Origin of the sequence: Pseudoduganella buxea (assembly GCF_009720835.1) — a bacterium.
GTDB lineage: Bacteria > Pseudomonadota > Gammaproteobacteria > Burkholderiales > Burkholderiaceae_D > Rugamonas > Rugamonas buxea.
The window spans coordinates 67,976-79,956 of the sequence record NZ_WNKZ01000007.1 but is presented as its reverse complement, the minus strand read 5'-3'; the positions used below and the strand labels follow the sequence as shown (position 1 = coordinate 79,956).

The following is an 11,981-nucleotide window of genomic DNA, read 5'->3' as shown; positions in this document are numbered from 1 at the left end:
AAACAGGATCCCCCAATGAAAGCCAAGCTGCTCGCCGCCCTCTTCGCCATCGCCTTCGCCGCCAGCGGCCCCGCCGCCGCCGATGCCTCGGCACCGTCGCATGCTTCCGCCGAAGCGTCGGGCTATGTGGTAGCCGGCTCGCTGGTCGCCAGCCTGGTCGGCGGCAGCCTGATCGTGGTCAGCGTCGACAAGGTCGGCGATGGCATCGAGCTGGTGCTGAAGAATGCCGTCGACGCCAGCAGGGCCACCGTGCGCATCACGGGCAAGGCGGCCAAGGAACTGTCGATTGCGGCCGGCACCGTGCTGCAGGTGGTCGCCAGTTCCACCGGCCACATGCTCGTCATGTCCGGCAAGGCCATCGCCTTCATCCCCAACGAAGCGGGCAAGGCGCTGCTGCGCAGCACGCCGGCTTCCTGAGGCATCCGGTCGGTTTCGGCAACTGCCGCCGGTTACTGGCAATCTGCTAGCTGCACCGGGGGCATTGCGCAAACGGGCTGCTCGGGCGATGATCGCTGCGTGACGATTTTCCTGGAGTACCGATGAAACCTTCCCTTGCCTGCGCGCTGCTGCTGGCGTCCCTTCACTTTACCGCCGTGCCGGCCCAGGCGGCCAATCTTTCGGCCGGGTCCGAAGGCCTGAGCTACCTGTCCGGCCTCGTCGTGCTGGGCTCCATCGTCACCGTCGGCGGTGCCGGCAGCGTGGTGGTGGAATCGGTCAAGACCATCGGCGAAGGCATCGAGGTCGTCATCAGGAACGTGGCCGACGGCAGCCGCGCCACCGTGCAGTTCTCGGGCAAGGCGGCGCACGGGCTGTCCGTCGGCACGGGCGCCGCGCTGGAGGTGGTCGCCAGCGCCACGGGCCATCTGCTGGTCGCTTCGGGCAAGGTGCTGGCCTTTATCCCGAATGAACTGGGCAAGGTGCTGCTGCACCATTCGGAGGTCAAGGTCTGATGAAACGCCTGCTGTTGATCGCCTGCCTGGTGCTGGCCGCGCCCGCGTGGGCCGGCCGCTCCTGCGAGGAAAACCCGATGCCCGTCGACGATGCCGTCAAGTCGATGGACCTGGCGCAGAAGACCTTCGCCGCCCTCGACGCCAGTGGCGCCCAGGTGGCGCTGCTCTCGCGCGTGGGCCAGGACCTGAGCAAGTACGGCCTGACCTACTCGCACATGGGCATTGTCGTGCGCGACCATCCGGAAGGCCGCTGGACCGTCGTGCATGAACTGAACGAGTGCGGCACGGCGTCGTCGAACCTGTACAACGAGGGACTGGGCAATTTCTTCATGTCCGGCCTGTTCCGCTACGAGGCCGAGATCGTCGTGCCCAATGCGGACACGCAGGCGCGCCTGGCCCAGCTGGTGGCCAGCCGCACGGCGCGCCGCCTGCACGAGCCGCAGTACAACATGCTGTCGTATGCCTTCTCGACACGCTACCAGAATTCGAACCAGTGGGTGCTGGAGACCTATGCCGCCGCCAGCGCGCCGGCCGGCCAGGTCGAAACGCGCGCCGAGGCGCAGGCCTGGCTCAAAAAAGCCGGCTTCGAGCCGATCACCTTGCGCATCCGTTCCGGCACGCGGCTGGGTGCACGCATGTTCCGCGCCAACGTGGCCTTCGACGACCATCCGTTCGACCGCCGCATGACGGGCCATATCGACACCATCACCACCGATTCGATCGTGCGTTTCGCCCGCAATCTCGATCCGGCGACGAAGGTGACGACGGTCCGGTGACCAGGATCGAACGCTGGGCGCCGCGGATTTGCGCGGGCGCAGCGCCAGGCGCATCAATGCTTGCAAAGTAGGGCGATGACAAGACCACCTGGAGACGATCATGCGTACTTCGCTTCACAGCTCCCTTCAAAGCTCCTTTTGCACCTTCTCCCGCACCTTTTCCCGCACCTCGGCCGCCGGCCTGGCCGCACTGGCCCTGCTGGCCGGCTGCACGATGCCCTACCGCCCGCCCCAGTTCATGGAGGCGGACACCCGCTTCCCCGGCCTGATCGACTTCGTCGCCCGCGCCGAGAACAAGCGCGCCGACGTGCTGCTGGTCCACGGCATGTGCACCCACGATGCGAGCTGGGCCTCGGAGACGGTGGCGACCCTGGCCGCGCAACTGGCGGCCAATACCAGCGCGCCACGCAGCCGGACCGGCGGCACCGGCATCGAGATCATTCCCGCCACCATCGCCGCGCCGCACGGCACCTTGCAGGTCAAGTCGCTGATCTGGTCCGGCCTGACGACGCCCATCAAGCAGCAGCTGTGCTACGACCAGACCGATAAATCGGCCATCTGCACGGGCACCCCGCCCTTCCCCGCCACGCGGGCGCGCATCAATGCACAGGTCAAGGACTGGCTGGTGGACGACTGCCTGCCCGACGCGCTGGTCTACCAGGGGGTGGCGCGGCGCGAGATCCAGGCGCGCATGCGCGATGCCATCCTGGCCGCCACGGAAGGCGCCGACCCGGCCGCGCCGCTGGTGGTGATCTCGGAAAGCCTCGGCAGCAAGATCCTGTTCGACACCTTGCTGGCGATGAGCGAAGAGGAAGCGGGCAGCCGCGCGGCCCAGACGGCCCAGCGCGACGTGGAAAGGATGGCTTACCTGATCATGGCGGCCAACCAGATTCCGCTGTTGCAGACGGCCGAGCAGGTGCCGCAGGCGGGCGCCAGCCTGACGATGCAGGCTGCGCCGCCGGACAGCCTGGCGCAGCTGCTGGCGAAACGGCGTGCCCCGGCGCGCGAGCGCCGCACGCCGGCCGGCGGCCCGCTGGTGCTGATCGCCTTCACGGACCCGAACGACGTGCTGTCGTACACGCTGCCGCCGGAACGCTACCGCGCCCAGGGTGCGCAGGTGCATAACGTGCTGGTGTCGAATGCGCGGACGTATTTCGGCTGGCTGGAAAACCCGGTCGATGCGCACCTGGGTTACCTGGCCAATCCGGACGTAGGGAGCCTGATCAGCTGCGGCGTGCCGCGCAGCGCCTTGTGCAAGTAAGGCCCATCAATGAAAAGTGCCCCGCATGCGGGGCACCGTCAGGACAGCGCTGGCGGGATTACTTCGGCGCCCGTCCGGCGCTGATCAGGTAGTTCTGCATGGTTGCCTCGGCCACGGAAGCCCACTGGTTCTGGTCCTGGCGGAAGCGCTTCCAGGGTTCGTAGATCTTCTTGAACTTGGCGTTCTTGGCCGCTTCCTCGTCCATCACCTGGGTCGCCGTCTTGAAGCAGGCGTCCATCACGTCCTTCGGATAGTTGCGCAGCTTGACGCCGTTCTTCAACAGGCGCGCCAGCGCCGTCGGGTTCTTCACGTCGTATTCGGCCTGCATGCCCACGTGCGCTTCATAGCTGGCCACTTCGATGGCGGCCTGGTATTCCTTCGGCAGCTTTTCCCATTCCTTGATATTGATGTAGAAGGAGAACGAGGCCGACGGCTCCCACCAGCCCGGCGCGTAGTAGAACGGCGCCACCTTGAAGAAGCCCAGTTTTTCGTCGTCGTACGGGCCGACCCATTCGGCCGCGTCGATGGTGCCCTTTTCCAGCGCCGGGTAGATGTCGCCGCCGGCCAGCTGCTGCGGCACCACGCCAAGGCGTTCCAGCACGCGTCCGGCGAAACCGGCCACGCGCATCTTGGTGCCCTTCAGGTCCGCCACCGACTTGATCTCCTTGCGGAACCAGCCGCCCATCTGCGTGCCGGAATTCCCGCCCAGGAAATTGATGATGTTGTAGTCCTTGAAGAAGGCTCGCGTCAGTTCGCGCCCGCCGCCCTGGTCGTACCAGGCCGTGTGCTGGCGCGACGTCAGGCCGAACGGCACGGCGCAGTCGAAGGCGAAGGTGGCGTCCTTGCCGAAGTAGTAGTACGAGGCGCTGTGGCCGCATTCGACTGTGCCGGCCTGTACGGCATCCATCACCTGCAGGCCCGGCACGATCTCGCCGGCCGCGAAGGAGCGGATATTGAACTTGCCGCCGGTGAGCTGGGAAATGCGCTTGGTGAAGGTGTCGGAGGCGCCGAAGATGGTGTCGAGCGACTTGGGGAAGCTGGAGGCGAGCCGCCAGTTGATGGTCGGCAGGGCCTGGGCCAGGGCGGGCGCGGCGATGATGCCGGCACCCGCGCCGGCGGCCGCCTTGGTGATGAATGAACGACGTTCCATACGTTTGTCTCCTGGGGATATTTTTTTACGCTCGGAAAACGTTACTGCTGGAGACAGTGTAGGGAAACGCTGTAAAACTGGCAATCAGAAAAATGGAAAGGTCAGTTCCCCGCGACGACCATCTTTTCAATCAGGATCGAACCGGTCTGCTTGGTGCCCCGCACCAGCACGTCGTTGCCGATGCCGACGATCTGCTGGAACATTTCCTTCATGTTGCCGGCGATGGTGATTTCCTCGACAGGGTACTGGATGATGCCGTTCTCGACCCAGTAGCCGGAGGCGCCGCGCGAATAGTCGCCCGTCACATAGTTGGTGCCCTGGCCCATCAGTTCCGTGACCAGCAGGCCCGTGCCCATCTTCTTGAGCATGCCGGCGAAATCGTCCGCCGCCTGCGTCAGGGTCGACGTCATCGACAGGTTGTGCGAGCCGCCCGCGTTACCGGTGGTCTGCATGCCCAGCTTGCGGGCCGAATAGGTCGACAGGAAGTAGCCCTGCAGGATGCCGTCCTTGACGACGTCACGGTACTGCGTGCGCACGCCTTCCTCGTCGAACGGGGCCGAACCGATGCCGCCCACCACGTGCGGATCTTCGTTGATCTGGATATGGTCGGGGAATACGGCCTTGCCCAGCGTGTCGAGCAGGAAGGTCGACTTGCGGTACAGCGCACCGCCCGACGTGGCCTGCACGAAGGCGCCCAGGATGCCGGCGGCCAGCGGCGCCTCGAACAGCACGGGGCAGGTGCGCGTCGTCATCTGGCGCGCGTTCAGGCGAGCCAGCGCGCGTTCGGCGGCGTAGCGGCCCACCGCTTCGGGCGTGGCCATTTTCTTCGGATCGCGCACCGAGGTGTACCAGTCGTCGCGCTGCATGTGCGCGCCCTTGCCGGCGATCGGCGTGGCCGACAGCGTGTGGCGCGAATACGGATAGCCGCCCATGAAGCCGCGCGAGTTGGCCGACACGAAGTGCGACTGCTGCACGTGCACGCCGGCGCCTTCGCTGTTGGTGATGCGCGGGTCGACGGCGAACGATGCCGCCTCGGCGCGCTGCGCCAGTTCCACGGCCTGCTCGGTGGTGATGTCCCATGGGTAGAACAGTTCGAGGTCGCGCGGGTTCTTTTCCAGCAGCTCCTCTTCGGCCAGGCCTGCGCAATCGTCGTCGGCCGTGAAGCGGGCGATGTTGTATGCCGCTTCCACGGTGGCGCGCAGCGAGGCGGCGGAAAAGTCGGACGTGGAGGCGTTACCACGCTTCTTGCCGACGAAGACCGTGACCCCCAGGCCCTTGTCCTTGTTTTGCTCGATCGTCTCGATCTTGCTCTTGCGGACCGACACCGACAACCCGCTGCCTTCGCTGATCTCGACGGCGGCATCGGTGCCGCCCTTCTCGCGTGCATAGGCCAGAACGTCCTGTGCAAGCTGTTTCAACTGATCCTGGCTGTGGGTGAAGTGGGAGTCGCTCATGGGGTGTTTTGGTGGTCCAAGCGTTAAAACAGTTATCATAGCAGCCGTTTACCGTTTTTACAGGCGCGCTTTCGCGGTGCGCCGTCCATATCATGCCAAATGCAAACCGGGGTGCCGTCGGCTTCCAGTCCACCGAGTTCGAACAAGAGTACGAGCGCCCTTCCAAAACCGAACTGAAACGCCAGTCCGACGCCCTGCAGGCGCTGGGACATGAGCTGGTCGACCAGCCGCGTGACCGCGTCAAGCGCATGGAGATGCCGGACGACGTCAAGGATGCCATTCTGGAATGCCAGAACATCAAGAACCACGAGGGTCGCCGCCGCCAGCTGCAGTACGTGGGCAAGAAGATGCGTTCCCTGTCGGACGAGGAAGTGGCCGTCATCGTGCGCACCATCGAAGGCTGGAAGGGCGCATCGAAGGCCGATACGGCCGCGCTGCACGCGCTGGAACGCCGCCGCGAGAAGCTGCTGGCCGACGACAAGGCCCTGACCACCCTGCTGGGCGAGCACCCGGAACTGGACGGCCAGCACCTGCGCACCCTGATCCGCAACGCCCGCAAGGAACAGGCCGAGCACAAGCCGCCCAAGGCCTACCGCGAGATCTTCCAGATCCTGAAGGACCTCGATGCCAAGGCACGCCGCGCCGCCAAGGCCGCCGCCGGCGCTTCGGAAGACGAGGACGAGGACGAGGATGGCGGCGATTACGACAATGGCCGCGAGGACCGCGATGACGAATGAAGTGAAGCACGGGGCCACGGCGCGCGAGCTGCTGATCGGCCTCGTCTCGATCTCCGACCGCGCCAGCGGCGGCGTCTACCAGGACCAGGGCATTCCGGCGCTGGAGGAATGGCTCAAGGGCGCCATCACGACCAGCTTCAGGGTCGAGACGCGCCTGATCCCGGATGAACGTGCCGTCATCGAGGCGACGCTGGTCGACCTGGTCGACACGGTCCGCTGCGACCTGGTGCTGACCACGGGCGGCACCGGCCCGGCGCGGCGCGACGTCACGCCCGAGGCCACGCTGGCCATCGGCACCAAGGAAATGCCCGGTTTCGGCGAGCAGATGCGCCAGATCAGCCTGCGCTTCGTGCCGACGGCGATCCTGTCGCGCCAGGTGGCCGTGATCCGCGAGAGCGCCGACCATGCCGCGCTCGTCATGAACCTGCCCGGCCAGCCGAAGTCGATCCGGGAAACGCTGGAAGGCCTGAAGGATGCGGACGGCAAGCAGCTCGTCGCCGGCATCTTCGCCGCCGTCCCCTACTGCGTCGACCTGATTGGCGGTCCGTATATCGAAACCGACGCGGCCGTGTGCCAGGCGTTCCGGCCCAAGTCGGCCGTGCGCCCTGCCCCCGCGCCTTTAAAACTCTAGGAAACCATGAGCGACCTGTTACAGAACATCGAAGTGTGCACCTCGGACAAGCCGGAAATCGCCGTCATCTGGCTGCACGGCCTGGGCGCGGACGGCAACGACTTCGTCCCCGTCGTCGATGAACTGGACCTGGCCGGCCTGCCGGGCATCCGCTTTGTCTTCCCCCACGCGAACACGATGCCCGTGTCGATCAACGGCGGCTATGTGATGCGCTCGTGGTACGACATCGTCCACACGGACCTGGGCCGCCAGGAAGACGAAAAAGGCCTGCGCGCCGCGCAATTGCAGGTGGAAGCCCTGATTGCCCGCGAAAAGGCGCGCGGCATCCCCGCCAGCCGCATCGTGCTGGCCGGCTTCTCGCAAGGCTGCGCGATGACCCTGCAGACGGGCCTGCGCCATCCGGAAAAGCTGGCCGGCATGATGTGCCTTTCCGGCTATCTGCCGCTGGCCGACAAGGTCGCCGCGGAGCGCACCGAGGCCTCGAAGCAGACGCCGATCTTCCTCGTGCACGGCCGCATGGACCCCGTCATTCCCGTGCAGCGCGCCATCGCCTCGCGCGACGCGCTGCTGGCACTGGGCTACCAGGTCGAATGGCATGAGTACCCGATGCAGCACTCGCTGTGCCAGGAAGAGGTCGTGCACATCGGCGCCTGGCTGAAGAAGGTGCTGGCGTAGTCCCAGGCGGTAATTATTCCGGCAGCGGTGCCGCCATCGATGGCGGCACCGCCGACCGGGCCGCGTTCATGACCATCGCCAGGAACGTGTAGTAGCCGTTCAATCCCATCAGGTCCGTCACCCCGTGCTCGCCGAACAGGTGCAGCGCGGCGGCATAGGTCGCATCCGCGACACCCTTGTCCCGCTGCAGCTCGCTGCAGAAATCATAGACCGCCTGTTCGTCCGGCCGCAGGCCTTCGGGCACGCGGCGTGCCGCGATGGCGTCGATCACATGCTGGGCGATGCCTTCTTGCGCGGCGATGGGCGCATGGATGGCCCACTCCACCTGCTGGTTCCAGTGCCGCGCCGTCACCAGGATGGCCAGTTCGGACAGGCGCGTGCCGATGGCGCTGCGGTAGCGCAGGTATTCGCCCATCTGCTGGGCAGCCAGCATCAGTTCGGGACTGCGGATCAATGGCACGAAGGGTCCATACAGGGCGCCGCGGGGGCCGTCGATGACGGTCTGGGCGGCAGCCTGTTGCGCGGGCGTCATGCTGTCGAAGGGGATGGGGCCGAGGCGATCTGTCATGAGGGAAATATTCGCATAGGGCAAGGGAAAAATCAAAGTGGGCGTGGGGGGCGCGGGCTATTGTCGATCGTCAACACCTGAAAAAAGAGACCCTTCATGACCCAACTCATCCATAGAAACCTGCGCCAGACCCCGCCTGCCGCCGTTTGCGCCTTCGGCATGTACGTGCGCGATGGCGAAGGCAAGACTTACCTGGACGGCAGCGGCGGTGCAGCCGTGTCGTCGCTGGGCCACAGCCATCCGGACGTGCTGGCGGCAATGCAGGCACAGTTGAAGACGACAGCCTACGCCCACTCGGGCTTCTTCACCACCGACGTCGCCGAGGAACTGGCCGCGCGCCTGGCGGCCGATGCGCCGGGCGACCTGAATCAGGTCTACCTCGTGTCGGGCGGCTCGGAGGCCATCGAGACGTCGCTGAAGCTGGCGCGCCAGTACTTCGTCGAAAGCGGCGAGCCGGGACGGCGCGTGTTCCTGGCGCGGCGCCAGAGCTACCACGGCAACACCCTGGGCGCGCTGGCGCTGGGCGGCAACGAGTGGCGCCGCAAGCCCTTCGAACCGCTGCTGATGGACGTGGCGCGCGTGTCGCCCTGCTACGAATACCGCGAGCGCCCTGCCGGCCAGGACGTCAACCAGTACACGGCCGACCTGCTGGCGGAACTGGAACAGAAGATCCTCGATATCGGGCCGAAGAACGTGATCGGTTTCTGCGCCGAGCCGGTGGTGGGCGCGACCCTTGGCGCCGTGCCGCCCACGCCCGGCTACTTCAAGGGCGTGCGGGCGCTGTGCGACAGGTACGGCATGCTGTTCATCGCCGATGAAGTCATGTGCGGCATGGGCCGCACGGGCACCCTGTACGCGATCGAGCAGGAAGGCGTGGTGCCGGACATCGTCACCCTCGGCAAGGGCCTGGCGGCCGGCTACCAGCCGGTGGGCGCCGTGCTGGTGCGCGATCACATCGTCGAGCGTTTACGCGCGGGCAGCGGCGTGTTCCAGCATGGCCACACGTATAACGCCCACCCCGTGGCCGCCGCCGCCGCGCTGGCGGTGCAGAAGCTGATCCAGCGCGACTGCCTGCTGGGCGCCGTCACGGTGCGGGGCGCCACGTTCCGGCGCATGCTGCGCGACGCCTTCGGCACCCACCCGAACGTGGGCGACATTCGCGGCCGCGGGCTGTTCCTGGGACTGGAACTGGTGCAGGACCGCGACACCAAACGGCCTTTCGACCCGGACCTGAAGCTGCACGCGGCGGTGAAGCAGAAGGCGATGGACTGCGGCCTGATGGTGTATCCGATGGGCGGCACGATCGACGGCCGCCGCGGCGACCATATCCTGCTGGCCCCGCCGTTCATCGCCACCGAAGCGGACCTGGGGCAGATCGTGGCAAGGCTGTCGGATGGGCTGGCGCGGGCGCTGGAAGCGATCCGGCCAAGCTGAAAAGTTGCCCGGAAAATGGGGTCTGTCCCCATTTTCCGGGAAATATTTCAATACTGCTGGAAGCCGATGACTTCCTGCTGCTGCTCGCCCAGGCCGGCGATGCCCAGGCGCAGGAAGTCGCCTTTTTTCAGGAAGCGCTTGGGCGTGCGGCCCATGCCCACGCCGGGCGGCGTGCCGGTGGCGATGATGTCGCCCGGTTCCAGGGTCATGAACTGCGACAGGTAGCTGACCAGCTGCGGCACCTTGAAGATCATCGTCGCCGTGCTGCCCGTCTGCATGCGCTTGCCGTTCACTTCCAGGTACAGGTCGAGGTCGTCGAGGTCCCACACTTCGTCGCGCGTGACCAGCCACGGGCCGACGGGGCCGAAGGTGTCGCATCCCTTGCCCTTGTCCCACTGGGGTCCCCGTTCGAGCTGGTACTCCCGTTCGGAGACGTCGTTGACGACGCAGTAGCCGGCGATGTACTTCTCCGCATCGGCCTCGCTGACATAGCGTGCGCGCGTGCCGATGACGACGCCCAGCTCCACTTCCCAGTCCGTCTTCTTCGAGCCCTTTGGCAGCATGATGTCGTCGTCCGGGCCGGACAGGCTGCTGATGGCCTTCATGAACACGATCGGTTCGGTGGGAATCGGCAGACCCGATTCGGCTGCATGGTCGGCATAGTTCAAGCCGATGCCGATGAATTTGCCGACGCCGGCGACGGGCACGCCGAAGCGCGGATTGCCACGCACCAGCGGCAGCGTATCGGGCGCGATCTTGGCGATCTTGCGCAGTGCCTTGTCCGACAGGTTCGCGCCACCGATGTCGCCGATCACGCCGGACAGGTCACGCAGCTTGCCTTCATCGTCGATCAGGCCAGGCTTCTCCTTGCCGATACGGCCGTAACGCACCAATTTCATTTTTTCTCCCACACACTGCAGCTGTCAAAACGCAGATTCTACAGTGTTCCGCGCGACGACCCTGCGGCGGCGCCAGACAAACCAGGCGATGCCGGGGAGCTGCAGCAGCACCACGACGCCGAACGCGGCCTGGTAGGCGCTGGCCGGATACCGGTGCGAGGCATCCGGCTGCCACAGGCCGACGATCTCGCCGAAGCCCGCCTGCACGATGAAGGCGCCCGTGAAAATGAGCAGGTTCAGGCAGGTCGAGGCACGCCCCGTCAGTGCCGGCGGCATGGCCTGCGCGACGATGGTGTACTCGATGCCGGTAATCGTCCCGATCAAGGTGAACAGCACGGACAGCAAGGGGAAGCTGGGCTTCCACCCCAGCAGGAAGCCGCACTGCACGACGAGGAACAGCGACACGCCGACGCCGGCCACGGTGATCGCGTCGGCGCCCCGCCTGGCGGCCCACTCCGTCACCATGCCGACGGAGATGGCGCCGAAGATCACGGCGGCCATGCCCAGGTACAGCAGCCAGGCCACGCTCTGCTCCGGGAACCGGCCCACGTCGGTGAGCCAGCGGCCGATCCACAGGCCCTGCAGGCCGAAGAACACCGTGTGCGGAATCAGCACCAGCATCGCCGTCTCGCGAAACACAGGGTGGCGGTAGACGTCGAGCAGGGCCTTGCGGTCGAAGCGCTTGTGCGGCGCGGCCGGCGGCGTCGGCGCGAGCAACAGGATCAACAGGCCCGCGATGGCGCAGCCGGCCGCCAGCCAGATGAACAGCCAGCGCCAGTCGGCCAGCTGCAGGAACAGCCGCACCGGCAAGGTGGCGGATGCCGCACCCAGGCCGCCGGCCGCGATCAGGTAGCCCTGCACCGACGGCAGCCTGGCCGGCGCGATCCACGTCGACACGGCCTTTACCGCCGCCATGAAGCAGCCGGCCAGGCCCAGGCCCATCAACGTGCGCGCGGCCAGCATCTGCATGAAGGTCTGGCTGCCGGAGAAGGCCAGGGTGCCGACGCTGGCCACGAGCAGCATGGCGAACTGCACGCGGCGCGGGCCGTAGCGGTCCAGCGCCAGCCCCACGGGCAGCTGGGCCAGCGCGAAGGCGAAGAAGTAGGCGCTGGTCAGCACGCCCAGTTCGGCCGGCGTCAGCGTGGCGGCCGCCATCAGCTGCGGCGCCAGGATCGCGTTCACCGTGCGCAGCAGGCATGACAGGTAATGCCCCAGCGCGTAGGGAATGAAGACGAGGCACAGCACGGCCACGCCGGACAACTCACCCGGCACGTACTGGCGCCCGCCCCACCCGGCCCGCGCCGGCGTCGCGGCGGGGACCGGATCGGCCGTGGCGGGGCCGCATGCGGCGGCCAGCGGCACCACCGGGCATTCCAGGCCGGTCCGGCCCGCCCGCGCCGCCGGGTCCGCGCCGCAGTCATGCCTCGGAAGCGCGCTGCCCATGGC

Annotated in this window: 13 protein-coding genes; 8 read left to right on the top strand and 5 right to left on the bottom strand. The window is 66.6% G+C overall.

Annotation, left to right across the window (positions count from 1 at the left end; all coding sequences use genetic code 11):
* Positions 1 to 15 precede the first annotated feature (15 nt).
* The 4 genes from GM672_RS04525 (at position 16) to GM672_RS04510 (ending at position 2,987) form a co-directional block, all read left to right on the top strand.
* Complete coding sequence (locus GM672_RS04525; RefSeq protein ID WP_155469339.1) at positions 16 to 417, top strand: hypothetical protein; 402 nt, start codon at positions 16 to 18, stop codon at positions 415 to 417.
* A gap of 122 nt (positions 418 to 539) precedes the next feature.
* On the top strand, positions 540 to 950 hold the full coding sequence (locus tag GM672_RS04520; protein WP_155469338.1) for a hypothetical protein: 411 nt from the start codon (positions 540 to 542) through the stop codon (positions 948 to 950).
* A complete protein-coding gene (locus GM672_RS04515) occupies positions 950 to 1,726 on the top strand; it encodes a DUF2145 domain-containing protein (protein ID WP_155469337.1) in 777 nt (258 codons plus the stop codon). The genes GM672_RS04520 and GM672_RS04515 overlap by 1 nt, the downstream gene beginning before the upstream one ends.
* A gap of 100 nt (positions 1,727 to 1,826) precedes the next feature.
* Positions 1,827 to 2,987, top strand: coding sequence for a hypothetical protein (locus GM672_RS04510; RefSeq protein ID WP_155469336.1), 1,161 nt, complete (start codon positions 1,827 to 1,829; stop codon positions 2,985 to 2,987).
* Positions 2,988 to 3,045: 58 nt separating this feature from the next.
* On the opposite strand, the gene GM672_RS04505 is transcribed toward GM672_RS04510, so the two are convergent.
* On the bottom strand, positions 3,046 to 4,137 hold the full coding sequence (locus GM672_RS04505; protein WP_155469335.1) for a TRAP transporter substrate-binding protein: 1,092 nt from the start codon (positions 4,135 to 4,137) through the stop codon (positions 3,046 to 3,048).
* Positions 4,138 to 4,238: 101 nt separating this feature from the next.
* Positions 4,239 to 5,591 (bottom strand): metalloprotease PmbA, encoded by a 1,353-nt coding sequence (pmbA, locus tag GM672_RS04500; RefSeq protein WP_155469334.1) that lies wholly within the window; start codon positions 5,589 to 5,591, stop codon positions 4,239 to 4,241.
* 92 nt (positions 5,592 to 5,683) lie between these two features.
* On the opposite strand from pmbA, the gene yjgA reads away from it, so the two are divergent.
* Genes yjgA through GM672_RS04485 form a run of 3 tightly spaced genes read left to right on the top strand, consistent with a single transcriptional unit; the run spans position 5,684 to position 7,634 of the window.
* Positions 5,684 to 6,328, top strand: coding sequence for a ribosome biogenesis factor YjgA (gene yjgA / locus GM672_RS04495; RefSeq protein WP_155469333.1), 645 nt, complete (start codon positions 5,684 to 5,686; stop codon positions 6,326 to 6,328).
* Positions 6,318 to 6,959 (top strand): molybdopterin adenylyltransferase, encoded by a 642-nt coding sequence (gene mog / locus GM672_RS04490; RefSeq protein WP_155469332.1) that lies wholly within the window; start codon positions 6,318 to 6,320, stop codon positions 6,957 to 6,959. Before yjgA ends, mog begins: the two co-directional genes overlap by 11 nt.
* Before the next feature lie 6 nt (positions 6,960 to 6,965).
* Complete coding sequence (locus tag GM672_RS04485; RefSeq protein ID WP_155469331.1) at positions 6,966 to 7,634, top strand: alpha/beta hydrolase; 669 nt, start codon at positions 6,966 to 6,968, stop codon at positions 7,632 to 7,634.
* Positions 7,635 to 7,647: 13 nt separating this feature from the next.
* On the opposite strand, the gene GM672_RS04480 is transcribed toward GM672_RS04485, so the two are convergent.
* Complete coding sequence (locus GM672_RS04480) at positions 7,648 to 8,202, bottom strand: carboxymuconolactone decarboxylase family protein (RefSeq protein WP_155469330.1); 555 nt, start codon at positions 8,200 to 8,202, stop codon at positions 7,648 to 7,650.
* A 96-nt stretch (positions 8,203 to 8,298) separates the two neighbouring features.
* Here GM672_RS04480 and GM672_RS04475 point away from each other — a divergent pair, with 96 nt between their 5' ends.
* Entirely contained in the window at positions 8,299 to 9,636 is a 1,338-nt protein-coding gene (locus GM672_RS04475) for an aspartate aminotransferase family protein (protein WP_155469329.1), read from the top strand.
* A 47-nt stretch (positions 9,637 to 9,683) separates the two neighbouring features.
* Here GM672_RS04475 and GM672_RS04470 read toward each other — a convergent pair whose 3' ends face one another.
* On the bottom strand, positions 9,684 to 10,535 hold the full coding sequence (locus tag GM672_RS04470; protein WP_155469328.1) for a fumarylacetoacetate hydrolase family protein: 852 nt from the start codon (positions 10,533 to 10,535) through the stop codon (positions 9,684 to 9,686).
* A 24-nt stretch (positions 10,536 to 10,559) separates the two neighbouring features.
* Positions 10,560 to 11,978 (bottom strand): MFS transporter, encoded by a 1,419-nt coding sequence (locus tag GM672_RS04465; protein WP_170299930.1) that lies wholly within the window; start codon positions 11,976 to 11,978, stop codon positions 10,560 to 10,562.
* Between the last annotated feature and the right edge of the window lie 3 nt (positions 11,979 to 11,981).